This is a genomic window from Klebsiella sp. GL120222-02, from assembly GCF_003097195.1.
Lineage (GTDB): Bacteria > Pseudomonadota > Gammaproteobacteria > Enterobacterales > Enterobacteriaceae > Klebsiella > Klebsiella variicola.
This window is the reverse complement of the sequence record NZ_QEQO01000008.1, coordinates 260,994-281,679: the sequence shown is the minus strand read 5'-3', so window position 1 is coordinate 281,679 and position 20,686 is coordinate 260,994. Positions and strand designations below refer to the sequence as shown.

Annotated in this window: 17 protein-coding genes; 6 read left to right on the top strand and 11 right to left on the bottom strand. The window is 59.5% G+C overall.

What is annotated here, in order from left to right; all coding sequences use genetic code 11:
* The 5 genes from N438_RS22395 to yegS all read left to right on the top strand — a co-directional run bounded on the left by N438_RS22395 (window position 1) and on the right by yegS (window position 6,451).
* Window positions 1-1,416, top strand: coding sequence for an MFS transporter (locus N438_RS22395; RefSeq protein WP_072122233.1), 1,416 nt, complete (start codon window positions 1-3; stop codon window positions 1,414-1,416).
* Window positions 1,413-2,915: a two-component system sensor histidine kinase BaeS gene (gene baeS, locus N438_RS22390; protein WP_116696519.1), complete on the top strand. Its 1,503-nt coding sequence runs from the start codon at window positions 1,413-1,415 to the stop codon at window positions 2,913-2,915. The genes N438_RS22395 and baeS overlap by 4 nt, the downstream gene beginning before the upstream one ends.
* A complete protein-coding gene (baeR, locus tag N438_RS22385; RefSeq protein WP_004201558.1) occupies window positions 2,912-3,634 on the top strand; it encodes a two-component system response regulator BaeR in 723 nt (240 codons plus the stop codon). Before baeS ends, baeR begins: the two co-directional genes overlap by 4 nt.
* 316 nt (window positions 3,635-3,950) lie before the next feature.
* Window positions 3,951-5,312, top strand: a complete 1,362-nt coding sequence (gene yegQ, locus N438_RS22380; protein WP_008804076.1) for a tRNA 5-hydroxyuridine modification protein YegQ — start codon at window positions 3,951-3,953, stop codon at window positions 5,310-5,312.
* Window positions 5,313-5,554: 242 nt separating this feature from the next.
* Window positions 5,555-6,451 (top strand): lipid kinase YegS, encoded by an 897-nt coding sequence (yegS, locus tag N438_RS22375; protein ID WP_008804075.1) that lies wholly within the window; start codon window positions 5,555-5,557, stop codon window positions 6,449-6,451.
* A gap of 239 nt (window positions 6,452-6,690) precedes the next feature.
* On the opposite strand, the gene N438_RS22370 is transcribed toward yegS, so the two are convergent.
* From N438_RS22370 to dalD, 10 genes are all read right to left on the bottom strand, one after another.
* The gene (locus N438_RS22370) at window positions 6,691-7,464 is read right to left on the bottom strand and encodes an ABC transporter ATP-binding protein (protein ID WP_116696518.1); all 774 of its coding nucleotides are present in this window, start codon (window positions 7,462-7,464) and stop codon (window positions 6,691-6,693) included.
* Window positions 7,465-7,474: 10 nt separating this feature from the next.
* The gene (locus N438_RS22365; RefSeq protein ID WP_116696526.1) at window positions 7,475-8,338 is read right to left on the bottom strand and encodes an ABC transporter ATP-binding protein; all 864 of its coding nucleotides are present in this window, start codon (window positions 8,336-8,338) and stop codon (window positions 7,475-7,477) included.
* Window positions 8,310-9,215 carry an ABC transporter permease gene (locus N438_RS22360; protein WP_040968731.1) on the bottom strand — a complete coding sequence of 302 codons (906 nt, stop codon included), beginning with the start codon at window positions 9,213-9,215 and terminating at the stop codon, window positions 8,310-8,312. The genes N438_RS22365 and N438_RS22360 overlap by 29 nt, the downstream gene beginning before the upstream one ends.
* Window positions 9,212-10,249, bottom strand: a complete 1,038-nt coding sequence (locus N438_RS22355; protein ID WP_004149062.1) for an ABC transporter permease — start codon at window positions 10,247-10,249, stop codon at window positions 9,212-9,214. The genes N438_RS22360 and N438_RS22355 overlap by 4 nt, the downstream gene beginning before the upstream one ends.
* Window positions 10,246-11,868, bottom strand: a complete 1,623-nt coding sequence (locus N438_RS22350) for an ABC transporter substrate-binding protein (protein WP_116696517.1) — start codon at window positions 11,866-11,868, stop codon at window positions 10,246-10,248. The genes N438_RS22355 and N438_RS22350 overlap by 4 nt, the downstream gene beginning before the upstream one ends.
* Window positions 11,869-11,987: 119 nt before the next feature.
* Window positions 11,988-13,142, bottom strand: coding sequence for a mandelate racemase family protein (locus N438_RS22345; RefSeq protein WP_008804070.1), 1,155 nt, complete (start codon window positions 13,140-13,142; stop codon window positions 11,988-11,990).
* A 297-nt stretch (window positions 13,143-13,439) separates the two neighbouring features.
* Window positions 13,440-14,102 (bottom strand): HAD-IA family hydrolase, encoded by a 663-nt coding sequence (locus N438_RS22340; protein WP_116696516.1) that lies wholly within the window; start codon window positions 14,100-14,102, stop codon window positions 13,440-13,442.
* 48 nt (window positions 14,103-14,150) lie between these two features.
* Window positions 14,151-15,428: a D-arabinitol transporter gene (gene dalT / locus N438_RS22335; protein WP_008804068.1), complete on the bottom strand. Its 1,278-nt coding sequence runs from the start codon at window positions 15,426-15,428 to the stop codon at window positions 14,151-14,153.
* 70 nt (window positions 15,429-15,498) lie between these two features.
* The gene (gene xylB, locus N438_RS22330) at window positions 15,499-16,962 is read right to left on the bottom strand and encodes a xylulokinase (protein WP_016161511.1); all 1,464 of its coding nucleotides are present in this window, start codon (window positions 16,960-16,962) and stop codon (window positions 15,499-15,501) included.
* A gap of 10 nt (window positions 16,963-16,972) precedes the next feature.
* Window positions 16,973-18,340 carry a D-arabinitol 4-dehydrogenase gene (gene dalD / locus N438_RS22325; protein ID WP_032736020.1) on the bottom strand — a complete coding sequence of 456 codons (1,368 nt, stop codon included), beginning with the start codon at window positions 18,338-18,340 and terminating at the stop codon, window positions 16,973-16,975.
* 206 nt (window positions 18,341-18,546) lie between these two features.
* On the opposite strand from dalD, the gene N438_RS22320 reads away from it, so the two are divergent.
* The gene (locus N438_RS22320) at window positions 18,547-19,488 is read left to right on the top strand and encodes a sugar-binding domain-containing protein (protein WP_012541054.1); all 942 of its coding nucleotides are present in this window, start codon (window positions 18,547-18,549) and stop codon (window positions 19,486-19,488) included.
* An 81-nt stretch (window positions 19,489-19,569) separates the two neighbouring features.
* Here N438_RS22320 and fbaB read toward each other — a convergent pair whose 3' ends face one another.
* Window positions 19,570-20,622, bottom strand: coding sequence for a class I fructose-bisphosphate aldolase (gene fbaB / locus N438_RS22315; RefSeq protein ID WP_004201578.1), 1,053 nt, complete (start codon window positions 20,620-20,622; stop codon window positions 19,570-19,572).
* Window positions 20,623-20,686: the final 64 nt, after the last annotated feature.

The window sequence follows — 20,686 nt, the reverse complement described above, 5'->3', positions numbered from 1 at the left end:
ATGACAGACCTCCCGGCCAGCGTGCGCTGGCAGCTATGGATAGTGGCGTTCGGCTTCTTTATGCAGTCGCTGGACACCACCATCGTTAACACCGCCCTCCCCTCGATGGCCAAAAGCCTCGGGGAGAGCCCGCTGCATATGCATATGATCATCGTCTCCTATGTCCTGACGGTGGCGGTCATGCTCCCGGCCAGCGGCTGGCTGGCCGACCGGGTCGGGGTGCGCAATATCTTCTTCACCGCCATCGTGCTGTTTACCGCCGGGTCGCTGTTTTGCGCCCAGGCCAGCACCCTTGACCAGCTGGTGATGGCGCGGGTGCTGCAGGGGATCGGCGGCGCGATGATGGTGCCGGTTGGTCGCCTGACGGTAATGAAGATCGTCCCACGCGATCAGTACATGGCGGCGATGACTTTCGTCACCCTGCCGGGCCAGGTTGGCCCGCTGCTCGGCCCGGCGCTGGGCGGGGTGCTGGTGGAGTATGCCTCCTGGCACTGGATCTTCCTCATCAATATCCCGGTGGGGATCGTCGGCGCCATCGCCACCCTCTGCCTGATGCCCAACTACACCCTGCAGACCCGGCGCTTCGACCTCTCCGGCTTTCTGCTGCTGGCCGCCGGGATGGCGACCCTGACCCTGGCGCTGGACGGCCAGAAAGGGCTCGGTATATCGTCACGCTGGCTGGCGGGGCTGGTGGCCGTCGGCCTCGCCGCCCTGCTGCTGTACCTGTGGCACGCCCGCGGTAACGCCCGGGCGCTGTTCAGCCTCAACCTGTTTCGTAACCGCACCTTCTCCCTCGGCCTCGGCGGCAGCTTCGCCGGACGCATCGGCAGCGGTATGCTGCCGTTTATGACCCCGGTGTTTCTGCAGATTGGCCTCGGCTTCTCCCCCTTTCACGCCGGGCTGATGATGATCCCGATGGTGCTCGGCAGCATGGGGATGAAGCGGATCGTGGTCCAGGTGGTCAACCGCTTTGGCTACCGCCGCGTACTGGTCGTCAGCACCCTGGGCCTGGCGGCGGTCAGTCTGCTGTTTATGTTTAGCGCCCTAGCCGGCTGGTATTACGCGTTGCCGCTGGTCCTGTTTCTGCAGGGGATGATCAACTCCAGCCGCTTCTCCTCAATGAATACCCTGACGCTGAAAGATCTCCCGGACGATCTGGCCAGCAGCGGCAACAGCCTGCTGTCGATGGTGATGCAGCTGTCGATGAGTATCGGCGTGACCATCGCCGGGCTGCTGCTGGGGCTGTATGGCCAACAGCATATGAGCCTCGACGCCGCCAGCACCCATCAGGTCTTTCTCTATACCTATCTGAGCATGGCGGCGATCATCGCCCTCCCGGCGCTCATCTTTTCCCGGGTACCGGATGACGTCGGCACTAATACTGTCATCCGTCGACGCAACAGGAGTGGATCGTGAAATTTTGGCGCCCGGGCATTACCGGTAAGCTGTTCCTCGCTATTTTCGCCACCTGCATCGTGCTGCTGATCAGCATGCACTGGGCGGTGCGTATCAGTTTCGAACGTGGGTTTATCGACTACATCAAGCGCGGTAATGAGCAGCGGTTAACCATGCTCAGCGACGCGCTGAGTGAGCAGTATGCCCAGCACGGCAGCTGGGCGTTTCTGCGCAACAACGACCGCTTTATCTTCCAGCTGCTGCGCACCTTCGAACGGGATAACGACGACCGTTCGCCGCCGGGACACGGCATGAAGCCGGGTCCGATGGAGGGTCAGAGGCCGGATGGGCCGCCGCCGGATGGGCCGCCCGACGGCCCCAGCGACACCCCGCCGCCGAGGCCGGAAATGCCGCCCCACGGCTGGCGCACCATGTTCTGGGTGGTCGATCAGTCGGGCCGCGTGCTGGTGGGGCCCCGTGAGCGCGTACCGGAGGACGGCACCCAGCGCAGCATTGTGGTCAACGGCGTGGAGGTAGGCAAAGTGATCGCCTCGCCGGTAGAGCGGCTGACGCGCAATACCGATATTAACTTCGACCGGCAGCAAAAGCGCACCAGCTGGCTGATTGTCGCCCTTGCCACCCTGCTTGCCGCGCTGGCCACTTTCCCGCTGGCCCGCGGCCTGCTGGCGCCGGTGAAGCGGCTGGTGGAAGGCACCCATAAGCTGGCGGCGGGCGACTTTTCCACCCGCGTGACAGTGACCGGCGGCGACGAGCTCGGCCGCCTGGCGCAGGATTTTAACCAGCTCGCCAGCACCCTGGAGCGCAACCAGCAGATGCGTCGCGATCTGATGGCCGATATCTCCCATGAACTGCGTACTCCGCTGGCGGTGCTGCGCGGCGAGCTGGAGGCGATTCAGGACGGAGTCCGGCGCTTCACCCCCGAGTCCATCCCCTCCCTGCAGGCCGAGGTGGCTACCCTCACCAAGCTGGTGGACGACCTCCATCAGCTGTCGATGTCCGATGAGGGGGCGCTGGCCTACCAGAAAACGTCGCTGGATATCATCACCCTGCTGGAGGTGGCCGCGGGCGCTTTTCGCGAGCGCTTCGCCAGCCGGCAGCTGAGCATTCAGGTGTCGCTCCCCGAGCAGGCGATGATCTTCGGCGACCGCGACCGCCTGATGCAGCTCTTCAACAATCTGCTGGAGAACAGCCTGCGCTATACCGACAGCGGCGGCAGCCTGCACATCACCGCCCGCCGCAGCGGCCGAATGCTGGTGATTGACTTCGCCGACAGCGCCCCCGGCGTCAGCGATGAGCAGCTGGCCCGCCTGTGCGAACGCTTTTACCGGGCGGAAGGATCGCGCAATCGCGCCAGCGGCGGCTCCGGCCTCGGACTGGCGATTTGCCTCAATATTGTCGCGGCCCACGGCGGCACCCTGCGTGCCGACCATTCGCCTTTTGGCGGGGTTAGCATTAAAGTTGAGTTACCTCTGGAACATGATTTACCGAGAGACGTATGACTGAATTGCCTGTAGATGAAAACACCCCACGCATTCTTATCGTGGAAGATGAACCGAAGCTCGGCCAGCTGCTGATTGATTATCTGCAAGCCGCCGGCTATGCGCCTACGCTGATTAACCACGGTGACAAGGTCCTGCCCTACGTTCGGCAGACGCCGCCGCACCTGATCCTGCTGGACCTGATGCTGCCCGGCACCGACGGTTTAACGCTGTGCCGGGAAATTCGCCGCTTCTCCGACGTTCCGGTGGTGATGGTGACGGCGAAAATCGAAGAGATCGACCGACTGCTGGGGCTGGAAATTGGCGCCGACGACTATATCTGCAAGCCCTACAGCCCGCGGGAAGTGGTCGCCCGGGTGAAAACCATTCTTCGCCGCTGCAAGCCGCAGCGCGATCTGCAGGCTCTGGACGCCCAGAGCCCGCTGATTGTCGACGAAGGTCGTTTTCAGGCCTCCTGGCGCGACAAGCTGCTGGACCTCACTCCCGCCGAGTTCCGGCTGCTGAAAACCCTCTCCCAGGAGCCGGGCAAGGTCTTCTCCCGCGAACAGTTGCTCAACCATCTGTATGACGATTATCGGGTAGTCACCGACCGCACCATCGACAGCCACATCAAAAACCTGCGGCGCAAGCTGGAGGCGCTGGACGCCGAGCAGTCGTTTATTCGCGCGGTGTATGGCGTTGGCTACCGCTGGGAGGCGGACGCCTGTCGACTGGCGTAGTGAGCCTTTTCCCGGCTCGCGCTGCGTTTAGCCGGGCTACACGTTCACCGCCCTCTGCAATCCGTAGCCCGGGTAAGGCGTTTACGCCGCAACCCGGGGAACTCCAGAGCCTATCCCCCCAGGCGTTATGAGTGCTGTCAGTGTGAGCACTGCCCAGGTTCAAAATGGCAAACAAATTAGCCATACTGAAAGATACCCATCTGATATTTACTCCCCTTCGCCGCGGCGCTACAATGCCCGCCCTTAATGTGGGGACACTCCCCAACTCGCCGCACCAGGTGCGGCGAATCTGACCTGTCATCAGAACGAGAACACCATGTTTAAACCAGAACTCCTCTCCCCGGCGGGAACGCTGAAGAATATGCGTTACGCTTTCGCCTATGGCGCCGATGCCGTTTATGCCGGCCAGCCGCGCTACTCGCTGCGCGTGCGTAACAACGAATTCAATCACGAAAATCTGCAGCTCGGCATCAATGAAGCCCACGCGCTGGGTAAAAAATTCTATGTGGTGGTCAACATCGCCCCGCATAACGCCAAGCTGAAAACGTTTATTCGCGATCTGAAGCCGGTGGTGGAGATGGGGCCGGACGCGCTGATCATGTCCGATCCGGGTTTAATCATGCTGGTGCGGGAACACTTCCCGGAGATGCCGATCCATCTTTCAGTGCAGGCCAACGCTGTCAACTGGGCGACGGTCAAATTCTGGCAGCAGATGGGGCTGACCCGGGTGATCCTGTCGCGTGAACTGTCGCTGGATGAAATCGAAGAGATTCGCCGCCAGGTGCCGGAGATGGAGATCGAGATTTTCGTCCACGGCGCGCTGTGCATGGCCTACTCCGGCCGCTGCCTGCTCTCCGGGTATATCAACAAGCGCGACCCGAACCAGGGGACCTGCACCAACGCCTGCCGCTGGGAATACAACGTGGCGGAAGGCAAAGAGGACGACGTCGGTAACATCGTCCACAAATATGAGCCGATCCCGGTGCAGACCGTGGAGCCCACCCTCGGCATCGGCGCGCCGACCGATAAAGTCTTTATGATTGAGGAAGCCAAACGTCCGGGCGAGTACATGACCGCCTTTGAGGACGAGCACGGCACCTACATCATGAACTCGAAAGATCTGCGGGCTATCGCCCACGTTGAGCGTCTGACCCAGATGGGCGTTCACTCGCTGAAGATCGAAGGCCGCACCAAATCCTTCTACTACTGCGCGCGTACCGCCCAGGTTTACCGCAAGGCCATCGACGATGCCGCCGCCGGCAAACCGTTCGATACCAGCCTGCTGGAGACCCTGGAAGGACTGGCCCATCGCGGGTACACCGAAGGCTTCCTGCGCCGCCATACCCATGACGATTATCAGAACTACGAGTACGGCTACTCCCTCTCCGAGCGCCAGCAGTTTGTCGGCGAATTCACCGGGGAGCGTAACGGCCCGCTGGCGGCCGTGGCGGTCAAAAATAAGTTCAGCGTCGGCGACAGCCTCGAGCTGATGACCCCGCAGGGTAACGTCAACTTCACCCTCGAGCATATGGAAAATGGCAAAGGCGAAGCCATGCCAGTGGCCCCGGGCGATGGTTATACCGTATGGTTGCCTGTGCCGGACGACTTGCCCCTGCAGTATGCGCTGCTGATGCGCAACTTCACTGGTCAGACAACCAGAAATCCGCACGGTAACTAGTTAATTTGCGTTATTTTTTCAGGATGTAAGGATATTAGAATCGGATCACATACCGTTTCGATCGAAACAGGTATCATCCATTTCGCTGAAAAACATAACCCATAAATGCTAGTTGTACCAGGAACCACCTCCTTAGCCTGCGTAATCTCCCTTACGCGGGCTTATTTTTTTGCCTCTCCTCCGGTCTTCGCTTGCGTCATGCGGTACACTTTATGCAACATTAAGCAATAAAGGTTCCCTTGATGATGTCTACGTTTCCTGCCAGCTTACTGATCCTTAACGGCAAAGGTGCCAATGAACCGCAGTTACGCGAGGCGGTTAACCTGTTACGCGACGAAGGGATCGATATTCACGTCCGCGTCACCTGGGAAAAGGGCGATGCCGTGCGGTTTATCGATGAAGCCCTGCAGCTGAACGTTGAAACGGTGATCGCCGGCGGCGGCGACGGCACCATTAATGAAGTGGCGACCGCGCTGGTGGAGCGCGGTAGCAAGATGGCGCTGGGGATTTTACCGCTGGGCACGGCCAACGACTTTGCCACCAGCGTCGGCATTCCGCAGGATCTGGCCAGCGCCCTCAAGCTGGCGATCGTCGGCCGCGATGTGCCGATAGATATCGCCCGGGTGAATGATAAAACCGGCTTTATTAATATGGCGACCGGCGGGTTCGGCACCCGGATCACCACCGAAACGCCGGAAAAACTCAAAGCCGCGCTCGGCGGTGTCTCTTATTTAATCCATGGCCTGATGCGTATGGATACCCTGAAGCCAGACCGCTGCGAGATCCGCGGAGAGAACTTTCACTGGCAGGGCGATGCGCTGGTCATTGGCATCGGCAACGGCCGCCAGGCCGGCGGCGGCCAGCAGTTGTGCCCGGAGGCGTTGATTAACGATGGTTTGCTGCATCTGCGCATTTTCACCGGCGAAGAGCTGATCCCTGCCCTGTTCAGCACCCTGGCGAATCCGGAAAACTCGCCGAATATTGTTGACGGTGTCTCCTCATGGTTTGAGATCACCGCCCCCCATGAGATGACGTTTAACCTCGACGGCGAGCCGCTCAGCGGAAAAACCTTCCGCATGGAGCTGTTACCGGCGGCCCTGCGCTGCCGGCTGCCGCCCGACTGCCCGCTGCTACGTTGATCAGGCTTCGCAAAGCAAAGACGGCGCCCGGCTGGTATACAGCAGCCGGGTTCGTTGATTGAGCCTCTGAATGTTAAGGTAAAACGGCACCTGCGGCTGCAGGAAAAACCTGGGCAGGATATCGATCCAAACACCGCACTTACATTAATAGACGATATCTACAACCTCAAACTCACATAATATCAAATAATTACCCATTAAAATGGGCGCATCTGCCGTGAGACAATGCGCCATCAAGCTTAGTAGTCCGCCACCTCGCGCGCCATTTCGCGCGTATATTGCCGACTGGCGTTAACCAGCATCTGCGTATAGGCCGTCCGCGCCTCGCCGCTGACCAACGCATCGACCGTCAGGGTTTCGAGGATCTTCCCGTACTGCATCACCGCCACTTTCTGGCATAAGTGGGCAATAACCCCAAGATCGTGGGTGACCATCAGGTAAGTGAGCTTCGCCTCCCGCTGCAATTCCGCCAGCAGGTTAAGGATCTCAGCCTGCACCGACACATCCAGCGCCGACGTCGGCTCATCCAGCAGCAGCACCTGTGGCTCAAGAATCAGCGCTCTGGCTATCGCCACGCGCTGCCGCTGCCCGCCGGAGAGCTGATGCGGATAGCGCTCACGAAAAGCGCGGTTGAGGCCAACTTTATCCAGCAGCGCATTGATCCGCCGGTCGCGGTCATTGAAACGATGGATCTGCAGCGGCTCTTCGAGGATATCGCCAACGGTGTGACGGGGATGCAGCGATCCGTAGGGGTCCTGAAATACCATCTGCACCTGACGGCAGCGCTCGCGGCTAATTTCATGCCCTAAGCGCTGACCGTCGATAGCCAGCTCCCCCTGCCAGTGGGTAAACAGCCCCGCCAGACACTTGAGCACCGTCGTTTTACCGGATCCGGACTCTCCTACCAGACCGTAGATCTCGCCGGGCTTAACGTGGAAACTGACGTCATACAGCACCTGGTTACGCTTCTCCCCCTCGCCAAACGTGAGGTTGAGATGTTGAACTTCAATCATTATCCGCTCCTTAATCCGTTAACCAGCTGGCCTGACGCTGCAGCACCGGCAGTATCGGGCGACGATGCTGCATATACGGCAGCGAGTTAATCAATCCCTGAGTGTAGGGGTGACGGGCGTTATCGAGATCTTTAGCGGCGATGGACTCCACTACCCGTCCGGCGTACATCACCAGTACGCGGTCGCAGAAGCTGCGCACCAGGTTGATATCGTGGCTGATAAAAATCAGCCCCAGCCCGCGCGACTGAACCAGGTCATCCAGCAGGCCCAGCACCTGCAGGCGCACCGACACGTCCAGCGCGGAGGTGGGCTCATCGGCAATGATCAGTTCCGGGTCGGTAATCAGCATCATGGCGATCATGATGCGCTGCCCCTGTCCACCGGATATTTCATGCGGATAAAGCTGATAAACGCGCTCCGGCTGGCGAATACGCACCACCTCCAGCATCTCCAGCGCCCTGGCTTTCGCCTCATCTTTGCGCCCGGGATGATGAGTAAGCCAGGCCTCGGCGATTTGCTTACCCACGCAGACCACCGGATTAAGCGAATATTTCGGGTCCTGCATAATCATAGAGATACGTTTGCCGCGTACGCCGCGCATCTGCGCTTCGCTAAGATGCTGCAGATCGAGATCGGCAAATTGCATCCGGCTGGCGCTGACGCGGGCCTTTTTCGGATGCAGCTGCAGCAGCGCGCGCCCAACGGTGGACTTACCCGAACCGGACTCGCCGACAATGGCCAGCTTCTCATGCCCCAGCTGGAAGGAGACGCCGCGCACGGCGTGGGTCACCGCGCTACCGTTAACAAAGTCGACGCACAGATCGCGCACGTCGAGCAGCGGTGCATTATTCACTACGGGGATCGAGGATGTCACGTAGGCCATCTCCTAAGAAGTTGAACGCTAAGCTATTGATCAGAATCGCCAGCCCCGGAATAGTTACGACCCACCAGCACTCCATCATATAAGTGCGCCCGCTGGAGATCATCGCTCCCCACTCCGGCTCTGGCGGCTGCGCGCCGAGGCCGAGAAAGCCGAGGCCGGCCGCGGTCAGAATGATCCCGGCCATATTCATGGTGATACGGATAATGACCGAGGGCAGACACAGCGGCACGATATGGCGCCAGAGGACGCGGGCCGATGAAGCGCCCTGCAGACGCACGGCGGAGATAAAATCGGCCTGGCGCAGAGAGAGCGTTTCGGCGCGCGCCAGACGGGCTATCGGCGGCCAGGCGGTCAGCGTGATGGCGATAACCACGTGCTCCAGCCCCGGTCCTAAAGCGGCGACAAACGCCAGCGCGAGGACCAGACTCGGGAAGGAGATGAAAATATCGGTGACGCGCATCAGCACCATATCGACTTTACCGCCGAAATAGCCGGCGCTGACGCCCAGCAGCAGCCCGAGCGGACCGACAGTCACCGAGACCAGCAGCACGATATAGAGCGTGATGCGGGAGCCGTACACCAGGCGACTAAAGATATCCCGGCCAAACTCATCGGTGCCGAACCAGTGCTGTGTATTCGGCGCGACCAGCGCACTATTCAGGTCCTGTACCAGCGGGTTATAAGGCGCAATCAGCGGCGCGAAAATCGCCACCACCAGCAGCAGAAAGATAATGCCTCCGCCGATGGCCGTGAGCGGATTGCGCGCCATTTTGCCGATAAACCCGACGGCCCGCGCCGCCGCGCGTTGCAGCCGCTGACGGCCTTCGCCCGCACCGCCCGAAAGCGGCGAATCCAGAGAAACGGTCATGATTTTGTCCTCGGGTCAAAGAATTGATACAGCATGTCGGAGAGCAGGTTGAGCATCACGAAGATCACGCCCACCAGCAGCACGCAGCCCATCACCGCATTCATATCGCCCAGCAGCAGGCTACCGGTAAGGTAGGAGCCGAAACCCGGCCATGAGAAGACGGTTTCAATCAGCACCGCGCCTTCCAGCAGCGCGCCGTAGGCCAGCGCCACTACCGTCAGCAGCTGCACGAGGATGTTACGAAACGCATGGTTCCAGATAACCTGACGCTCGGTCAGCCCTTTCACCCGCGCGGTAATAATGAACTCCTGCGACAGCTGGGCCAGCATAAAGCTGCGGGTCATACGGCTGATATAAGCCAGCGAGTGAAAACCCAGCAGCGAGGCGGGAAGAATCAGATGATTAATGGCGTTCCAGAACACCTGGCCGTTGCCTGCCAGCAGCGCATCAACGGTCATCAGGCCGGTGCGGCGCGGCACCACACCATCCAGCCCGAGATCTACCCTCCCGGCGCCGCCTACCCAGCCAAGCCAGGCATAGAACACCAGCAGTCCCATCATTCCGACCCAGAAGATCGGCGTCGAGTAGCCCGCCAGGCTGATAATGCGTACCACATAATCGGAGACGCTATTGCGCCGCGCCGCCGCCAACACGCCCAGCGGAATACCAAGACCCGCGCCGACAATAATCGCCATCGTTGCCAGCTCCATGGTGGCCGGGAAGACGCGGATAATATCGTCCACCACCGGTTTCCCGGTCAGCAGCGCGTTGCCCAGATCGCCGTGCAACAGGTTGACGAAATAGATGCCAAACTGGGTGGTCAGCGATTTATCAAACCCCAGCTGCTGGTAAACCTGCTGATAGGTGCTCTGGTCAGCATCCGGGCCGACAATCGCCAGCACCGGGTCGATGGGCATGACGCGGCCAATGGTAAAGGTCAGCAGCAGCAGGCCGAACAGCGTAATCACCACCTGCAGCAGCCGTTTGGATAAGCGCCGGCCGCGTGAGCCGGGCGCAAGGATTGCGGTACTCATCCTTTATCTCCTTCGCGGACTTTATAGACGTCACGCAGAAAAGTGGTGGCGGAGGGGTGCGGCTGATACTCCCGTACCTCGTTGCGCACGACGACCGAATCAACCATCTGCGAAAGCGGAATTAAAGCCGGAACCAGCTGGTCGTAGCGTGTCTGGATGGCCTGGTAGTCAGCCACCTGTTTTTGCGGATCGCGTTCCAGCAGGGCCTGGTCAATCATCGTATTAAGCTGCGGGTCGTAAAAACCGGTACGCCAGCCCTGGAAGTTGGTCAGACGCGCCTTATCACTGTTATCCGGGTTATAGACCAGCGCGCGCAGGCTGGAGTGAGGATGCGGCTCCATTCCGCTGCCGCCGCGTCCCACCAGCAGGTCAAATTTACGCTCGCGCATCGCGCCGTAGATCTGGTTACCGGTGCCGGTGATGATTTTGGCGTTAATCCCCGCCTGCATCAGCGTCGACTGCACGGCGATAGCGATGTTAAGAAATGGCTGATCGGAGAGTACCCGCAGCGTGGTATCAAAGCCGTTGGGATATCCCGCTTCCGCCAGCAGCTTTTTCGCCCGCGCCACGTCCAGCCTGTAGCCAGGGTCGGGCAGCGTGGATGGCATTCCCGCTTTGATAGGCCGCTGGTGCAGCACGCCGTAGCCCGGCATCAGCGCTTTATTGATACCTTGATAATCAATCAGATAGCGCACCGCCTCGCGCACTTTCGGATTGGCGAAGTGCGCCTCTTTCATGCTCATCGCCACGTAGTACATGGTGCCGCGCTGCACCGCATCGACGGTCAGCAGCGGGTCGCTGCGCAGGGCGTTGATATCGGAAACCGCCATGTTGTTGGCAATATCGAGGTCGCCTTTTTCGATCATCAGGCGCAGAGTTTGCGACTCCTGGAAATGACGCAGTACCACGCGGCTCATTTTCGCCTCGCCGCGCCAGTAGTCAGGATTGCGCTTCATGCGCAGCACCTCTTTTGCCTGCCAGGTTTCCAGCGTAAACGGCCCGGAACCGGCTTCATGGGTGGTTAGCCAGCGGTTGCCCCAATCGTTATCCTGCTGGTGGCTTTGCACCGTTTTACTGTCCAGCACCCCGAGGTTGCCCAGCGCCGCCAGCGAGTAAATCACCAGCTGCGGATCGTTATCTTTGGGTAATACGATTTGCACCGTGAAGCGGTCCGGCGCGCTGACCTGGCTGTCGATATTTTTCTTACTGAAGCCATAGGATTTCCATACCGAGGCCTGTGCCAGGTTGAGATGCAGGATGCGCCGCATCGACCACACCACATCGGCGGCGGTCAGCAGGTTACCGGAGTGAAACTTGACGTCATCGCGCAGATGAAAGGTCAGGGTTTTGCCGTCGGGGCTGATATCCCAGGATTTCGCCAGCGCGGGCTTAACGGTGGTGAGCTGCTCAGGGTCCAGCTCCACCAGCGAGTCGTAGAGGTTGACCACGATCCCCACCACTTCGTTACCGGTCATCGCCGCCGGGTCAAGGGTGAGCAGGTTATTCATATTCATGCCGATGATGAGCTGATCGGGCGGCGTTTTCGCCACCGCCGCCCCGCTTCCCATCGACACGGCGAGCGTGAATAAACACGCTGCCAGTAGGGAGGTTTTTTTCATATCTCTGTTTGCCTGTACTGTAGGGTACATGTTGCCGGATGGCGGCATTTTCGCCTTATCCGGCCTACCGGGCCGCAGACCCGATAAGCGCAGCGCCATCGGGCATTTATTTTTTTAAATCAGTCGTGGCTAACGGTATTGGCTTCGATATACGCAAAATTAATGTCTTCGCCGAGGCCCGGACGTTGTGACAAATGCACAAATCCCTGATCATCCATCGGGTCGACAATGCTGTTGAGGTAAGCCGCCGGTTCATCGTAGTCGAGGAACGGATGCAGCAGGCCGCGCTCATACCAACGGCAGTTACGGATCGCGCCCACCACCGCCAGGCTTGCCGCGCCGTTGCCGTGGACTTCGCAATCCATGCCGAAAGATTCCGCCAGCGCCGCCACCTTCATGGTCGGGGTAATGCCCCCCACGCCGTTAGCGCCGGCGCGCAGAATGTCGCAGGCTCCGGCTTTCACCCATTCGGCGCGCATGTGGTGCTTGCCGCCGAAGCTCTCCGGCCCGACGATGGGAATCGACAAGTTTTCCGCCAGCCACGCGTAGGAGGACATCGAATCCTCCTCCATCGGCTCTTCAAACCAGGCGAAATTGAGTTTTTCCAGCGCTTTGCCGATCCACAGCGCCTCGGCGCGGCTGTACCAGTGATAGCCATCAATCATCAGGTCAATATCCGGCCCTACCGCTTCGCGCACCGCCGCGCAGGCTTTAATGTCCATTTTGGGATTGGGCGCAAAAGAGATTGGCGGCATCCAGGTGTGCAGTTTGATGGCCTTGTAGCCGCGGGCGACCAGCTTTTCGGCAAAGGCGGCATACTCTTCCGGGGTCGACAGGCCGCCCGGTAGATCGTCGCCGCACATGGTGCTACCGTAAGCCGGGACGGTGTCGCGATAGCCGCCAAGCAGCTTGTAGACCGGCATCCTGAGGCTGCGGCCAATCAGGTCCCACAGCGCTTGTTCAACAAACGACAGCGCGCGCTCCGTTAGCTGATGTGCGCTGCCGCGCTGCCAGTGGTTAAGATCCTGCCAGATACGCTCGCGGTTAAACGGGTCCTGCCCCACCAGCACTTTGCGAAAAAAAGTATTCACCACGAACGGGCGCACGACTTCCGGAGGCGCAAACGAAAAACCCTGCGCCCCATCATCAGCGGTGATGGTCAGCATCGCCATTTTGGCCATGCTTTCAGCCCCCGGATGGGAGTGCCCGGCGCTGTCGGAAACCCGACGAGTGGGATACTGGAAAACGGTGACATTCACAGATTCAATTTTCATGCTCAATCCTTATCACGGCCAAATCCGATCGACAGAGACAAATCGGCAAAGCGGTTTCACATTATTGAAAATACGTTTCAATATATAATCTAAGCACAATTACGTAGCAGTGCCTCGGACAAACACCGCTAAGCAAGGCCATAAATTTGGGCATTGGCACAACAAGACGTGACTGTTTTCACAAAAGATGAGCGAAATGTGAGGCGGATCGGCATGGAGAAAAAAGGGCGTGAGCGCAGAAAAGAGAGTGACCGACCGTGTACATCCCGGGATTTTCTGCGCTCACGAAAGCGTAAGTTATGTGACCGTCGCTGGCTCGGCGTTAAGCGCTTCCAGCAGTTCAGGTAAGGTTTGATAGCGGCCGACAGCGGCCTGATAGCGCCCCTGTCGGCTATCTTCGGCAACCACCGCCGTGGGAATACCGGCGGCCTGAGCCGCGCAAAAACCGTTGTAACTATCCTCAATCACCAGACACTGGCTGGCGTTGAGATTGAGCTTGCGCAGCGTCGTCAGGTACACCGCCGGGTGCGGTTTGCCGCGTGGTTCATCATCTGCGCTGCAAACCACGTCGAAAAAGTGCCAGAGCGAGAGCTTGTTCAGCACAGCGGCAATAACCTGGCGGGATGATGACGTGGCGAGCGCAATTTGATAGCCCGCCTCGCGAAAATAGCATAACGCCTCATGCACGCCGTGCATCGGCTCGCCTTCGGTGGCGATCAGGCCGGTAATACGCTGTAATATCGCGGCTTCAAGCCGCTGCGGGTCGAGATCAAGCTGAAAATAGCGGCACCAGGTGCCGGCGATTTCGTCGAGGCGTTTGCCTTTGGTGAGGGTTTCACACTCATCCACGCTCGCCGTTGCCCCCCACTGCGCGAGGGCGTCAATCTGCGCCTGGCGCCACAGCGCCTCGGAATCAATAATCACGCCATCCATGTCAAAAATAACCGCCTGCATACTCATTCGTTCACCTCATTAAGGCTGGCATGCGCTTCATGCCAGCCGCATCACCTAAGAGAATTCAACCTGCTCGCGGGCGGTTGCTTCCTTGTGGGAGAACCCCGGTTGCTCCACGCGGATAAAGGCGCAGAGGAAAAAGGCCACCACGTACAATGCGGTGTAGGCGATCACCACCCCGATGGTGCTGAAGAACGGCAGCAACACCACGGCAATCGCCGGCGCGAGAAAGTTCGACATCCCCGCCGACAGGTTATAGACCGAAATCGCCGCGCCTTTGTGCTTCGGCTCCAGCGCCGGGAACACAGCGGCCAGCGGCACGAAGGCGGCGACAAAGATCCCGAGGGCGATAGCGGGGATCAGCGCCATCGCAAAGCTATGGCCAAAGTGCTGAGGGATGTAGTAAAACGCCAGGCTGGAGAGCGCCATCCCGATGCAGCCGAACCAGCGCACCACCTTCATCCAGCCCAGTTTTTCCCCCAGGATCCCCCAGAGCACGTTAGAGAAAATGGTGGTGAAGAAGAAGACTGCCCATACCTGGAGCCATTCTGAAGTGGTGAAGCCCAGCTCATCGACAAACATCATCGGCATAATGACCGCAAAACCGAACAGCGAGAGAGTATTGATAATCCTGACCATGCTCGACAGCAGAATATTGCGGTTGGTATAGAGCAGCGTCGCGGCGCGTCCCAGCTCGGAAAATTTCTGGCGAGTGGTGAGATTCTGCATATGCTGCGGCGTTTGAATATGGCGCAGGGAAGCCAGGGCAATCACGCCTCCGGTGACGCAGAAGGCCAGCGCCAGCCATAAAGTCCCCAGTTCGCCAATGTGCGGAATGGTGAAGCTCGGAATATAGCTGCCGAACACGCCGATGCCGATGGAATAGACCGCCCAGAACCAACCGATGGCCGAGCTGGCATTGTCGCTTTTGACGTTATGGACAATCGCCACGATAAACGAGTAGAGGAACAGCGGATAGGCGAAGCCGCGGATGCCGTAGAAAATCAGGATCAGCGCATAGTTGGCGTGACCGAGGCCGAAAACGAGGAACAGCACGTGGAACACGCACCACAGCACGAAGCCAATCATCATCGTTTTCAGCGGGGTGATAATTTCCGCCACCACGCCGGAAATCCACGCCGACAGCGCGGCGGCCAGGCCGTAGAGGGTAAAGGCAAAGGAGGCCTCCGCCGGAGAGAAGCCGAGCGCTTTGATATAGTGCGACAGAAAGGCTAATTCAAAACCGTCGCCGGTCATAAATACGGCAATGGCGATGTATCCCCAGAGCAGGTTCAGGGGTAAACCGAGCCACTGTTTATTATTGATAGACATAATGACCTCGTTTTCAGGGTACAGGGTGGCCGCTCCGCGATGTGCAACGAAGCGGCTGTTATGATGAAAATCAGTGCTGCCGATAATTCAGGTCGTTTAAATACAGGTCTTTAAACTGCGCGTAGCGTTGCATCAGGGTGTGGTGGCGAACGGGATCCGCACGCCAGGTCTGCCAGACTTCCGGTTTTTCACACACCGCGGCAATCGGTTTGCCCGCCGCCAGGCAGGCCAGCCGCGCCGCGCCCAGCGCGCCGCCGGTCTCTCCCCCTTTATGGGTCACCACCGGCATAGCGAGAATGTCGGCCAGCAGCTGGGCCCAGAAAGGACTGCGGGCGCCGCCGCCCACCAGCGAGCACTGCGCGATGGGCGTACCGCTCTCTTTCAACGCCTGCAGGCCGTCGTTGATACCGAAGCTCACCCCTTCCAGCACCGCGTAGCCAAGCTGGGCGCGCAGGCTGGCGTGGGTCATGCCCCAGAACATGCCGCGCGCGTCAGGATCGTTATGCGGGGTACGTTCGCCGGAGAGATAGGGCAGGAAGAACGGGGCGTGGGCTTTCTCCTCCTCGCTGAGCTCGGCAATTTCCGCCAGCAGCGCCACCTCCGTGGTGCCGGTCAGGCGGCAGAACCACTGCAAACAGCTGGCGGCGCTCAGCATGACGCTCATCTGGTGCCACAGGTTCGGCAGCACGTGACAAAACGCATGTACCGCCGACTGCGGCGCCGGACGATAGGCGTCGGTCACCACAAACAGCACCCCGGAGGTGCCGAGCGAAATAAACGCATCCCCCGGCGAGACCGCGCCGACGCCAATGGCGCTAACCGCGTTATCCCCCCCGCCCCCGGCCACCACCACCGAGGCGTTCAGCCCCCAGCGCGCCGCCACCTGCGGATCAAGGGTGGCGGAAACCTCGCAGCCTTCGACCAGCGTCGGCATGTGGCTGCGCGACAGGCCGCACTTGTCCAGCAGAGCGTCGGACCAGTCGCGCTTCGCCACGTCCAGCCACAGCGTCCCGGCGGCGTCCGACATGTCGGAGACTTTCTTCCCGGTCATCCGATAGCGCAGATAATCCTTCGGCAGCAGCACCGTTGCGGTGCGCTGAAAGTGTTGCGGCTCATGACGGCGCACCCACAGCAGCTTCGGCGCGGTAAAGCCCGGCATCGCCAGGTTGCCCGCCACCTGATGCAGCTCCGGCGCCATCGCCTCCAGCTCGGCGCACTCTGCGGCGCAGCGGGTGTCGTTCCACAGAATGGCCGGACGGATCGTCTCCCCCTCTTCATCCAGCAACACCGCGCCGTGCATCTGTCCGGAGAGACCAATCGCCTTGATGGCCGGCCAGTGCTGCGCGCATTTTTCCCGTAGCGTGCTCATCAGGTACTCCGTCGCCTCCCACCATAGCTCCGGTGATTGTTCTGACCAGTGCGGATGGGGCCGCTGAATGCTCAGCGGCGCGCTATGGCTGGCGATAACCTCATAGTTCTCATCAATGACCAGCGCTTTGACTTCCGATGTGCCGAGATCGATACCCAGATACATAGCCACCTCTTTATTTAATCAGCGTGTAAACGGCGGCGACTTTCTCGCGCATCAGCGCCAGGAAATCCGCGTTATTGGCAAGGTCACCAAACAGGGCTTTATCGCGGGCATAGACAGCCACCGGATCCTGAGCCTCATACATCTCATGCACCGCCTGCGCATCCAGGATGCCGTCCTGGTACTGATAGGGCAGCGTTCCCTTATGCCACTGCTCCATAAAGACGAAGAACAGCGCCGGCAGCATGGCGGTCGCCTCAGGGCGGACGCCGCGCTGATAGCACTCCTGCAGCGTGGGGGCGATCATCGCCGGAATTTTCGAGAAGCCGTCGGCGGCGACGCGCTGGTTGGTGTCCTGGATATAGGGATTGGTAAAGCGCTTAAGCACCACATCCCGGTAGGTGGGCAGATCAATGCCGTTATCGCCGAGGCAGGGAATGACATCCTCCGTGACGTAGCGGTCGGCAATGGCGTAGATAACATCGGTCAGCGTGCTTTCATGAATATACTGCTGGCCAATTAAGGTTCCCGCCCAGGCAATGCAGCTGTGCGACGCGTTCAGAATGCGGATTTTCGCCTCTTCATACGGGATGACCGACTCGACCATCTCCACGCCGACCGCTTCCAGGTTCGGGCGGGCATCACGGAAGTGGTTCTCCACCACCCACTGGATAAAGGTCTCCCCCATCACCGGCGCTTTGTCATCAATCCCGGTTTGCGCTTTGATACGGGCCGGCAGATCGGCCGCCGGACGCGGGGTGATGCGGTCCACCATGGTGTTCGGACAGGTGGTATTGGCCGCCATCCAGTCAATCACCGCCTGTTTGCCGGTGAGCTGCAGGAACTCGACCATGCCGTCGTGGAAACGCTCGCCGTTGTGGCGCACGTTGTCGCAGTTGAGCAGGGTCAGCGGCCCGGCGTCGTCGGCCATGCGCTTCTCCAGGATCCGCGCGAGGGTGCCATAAATGGTTTTGCACTCGCCTTGCAGGTCGGCCTGCAGATCGGGGTTACTGGTTTCCAGCTGATGGCGGGTGTTCAGGTAGTACCCCCCTTCCGTCACAGTAAAGGCGATAACTTTGGTCTGCGGGTTCGCCCCTTCGTTAATCAGCGGCTGCAGCCCGGCCTGCCACGGCAGCAATTTCTGGATAGAAGTAATTTCTTCATATTCGCGCTCCCCTTCCGGGCTGACGGTCTCCAGGACGTAACGTCCTCCCTGCGCCGCCAGCGCCTGCACCACCTGCTCGGCGTCGTTACGAATATTTCCTGCCGCGATGTGCCAGCGCTTATCCCCGGACGCTATCAGACGATGCAGATACCACGCCTGATGCGCGCGATGAAAAGAACCCAGACCGATATGAAGCCATGTGAATTGATTGTTCATGTTCTGTTCTCCTTGAGTTGATGGCGCCACTGTAATTGATCATTTGACCAAAATAAGAGCCACGGATCACAAAAGAACAATTACCCAATTAAATTACAAATGACCAGACAAGAGCAAAAGCTTGCCAGTTATGCCAACCACGGCGAGAATGCGGGTATTCGCCGGGCCAATTGCGAGCCCTGGTCAGCAACTTAGGGCGGGAAACCATGAGTAAAGAAGACGATATCCGGTTGGATCAGAAGGTGCGTGCCGCATGGATGTACTACATCGCCGGTCAGAATCAGAGCGAGATCGCCAGCCAGCTGGGCACCTCCAGACCGGTGGTGCAACGGCTGATCGCCGCCGCGAAAGAAGAAGGGATAGTGTCGATTAATTTGCACCATCCGGTAGCAAACTGCCTCGATTATGCGCAGTTGCTGCAGGAAAAGTACCGGCTTCTCGAGTGCAATGTGGTCCCCGCCTTTAGCGAAGAAAGCACCCTCGACAGCGTGTCGTTTGGCTGCTATCAGCTGATGGCTCGCTATCTGCAGGATGATAAGGAGAAAATCATCGGCCTGGGCTCGGGCCTGACCCTGAAAAAAGCGCTGCAGCGCATCGATTTTGACAGCCTGAATACCCGCTGCGTGGCGCTGATCAGCGCCATGAACGCCGACGGGCAGTGCAATTATTACGATGACGTGCCCCTGCTGCTGACCCGCAAAATTAAGGCCAAGTACTATCAGTGGCCGGCGCCGCGCTACGCCCAGAGCGCGGAGGAGCATGAGATGTGGTGCACCAACCGCTTATTCCGCAGCGTCTCCGGCGTCGCCCAAGAGGCGGACGTGATTTTTGTCGGCATTGGTCCCCTGGGCACGCAAAGTCCGATCTTTAAAGACGGGTTTATCAATCAGGCGCAAATGGATGAGCTGACCGCGCGCGGCGGCATCGGAGAGATCCTCGGACGGTTTATCGATGCGGAAGGCCACGTGGTAGACAGCGAGATCAACCGCATGATCACCAGCTATGATATCCGTCAGAACCACTGCCCGCGTATTGCCGCGGCCTGTGGAGAATACAAACGACCGGCGATCCTGGCGGCCCTTAAAGGCGGCTGGATCAATGGTCTGGTGACCGATGAACATACCGCCCGCTGGCTGCTGACGCGGTAACGGCGCGGCCTGAAGGCGCATACACAACGGTAACCCCGGTGCGCGTCGCGCCACCGGGGATCCCAACGATACTCGTGCTTATCAGGCGATAGTCACTTTCCCGTCAAGGTAGACGTCCTGCACGGCATTGATCAGCTTCACGCCGTCAGCCATCGATTTCTTAAACGCTTTGCGACCAAGGATCAGCCCCATACCGCCGGCGCGTTTATTGATCACCGCTGTGCGCACCGCGTCGGCAAGGTCGGTCTCCCCGCCCGCCGCGCCGCCGGAGTTAATCAGCCCGGCGCGGCCCATATAGCAGTTGGCCAGCTGGTAGCGCACCAGATCGATGGGGTTATCGCTGGTCAGTTTGCTGTACACCCGATCGTCGGTATAGCCGAAGTTAACCGCTTTGTAGCCGCCGTTATTCTCCGCCATTTTTTGCTTAACGATATCGGCGCCGATGGTGGCCGCCAGGTGGTTGGCCTGACCGGTCAGGTCCGCGGAGACATGATAGTCGACGCCATCTTTCTTGAACGCCGAATTGCGCAGATAGGCCCACAGCACGGTGACCAGGCCCAGCTCATGGGCCCGCTCAAAGGCGGCGGAAATCTCTTCTATCTGACGACGCGATTGTTCCGAGCCGAAATAGATCGTCGCTCCCACGGCCACCGCCCCCATATTGAACGCCTGCTCAACGCTGGCGTAGAGGGTCTGGTCGTATTCGGTGGGGTAGCTCAGCGTTTCGTTATGGTTGAGCTTCACCAGGAAAGGGATGCGATGCGCGTAGCGGCGCGACACCGAGGCCAGCACGCCGTAGGTCGACGCCACGCAGTTACAGCCGGCTTCGATCGCCAGCTCGACGATATTTTTCGGATCAAAGTACAGCGGGTTGGCGGCGAAGGAGGCGCCCGCCGAGTGCTCCACGCCCTGGTCAACCGGCAGAATGGAAAGGTAGCCGGTTCCCCCCAGGCGTCCGGTATTGTACAGGGTCTGCATATTGCGTAGCACCGCCGGTGGTCGGTTATTATCCACCATCACCCGATCAACATAATCTGCCCCAGGCAGATACAGCTGGTCGGCCGGAATGGTTATACAACGGTGCTGCAACAGGCTCTCGGCATCTTTGCCCAGCAACTGCGTAATATCAGTCATAGCAATCTCCCGTAAGGCCGGCCGAAGCCGGCATGCATTATCCCAACCCAATTTTTTTGGGCAG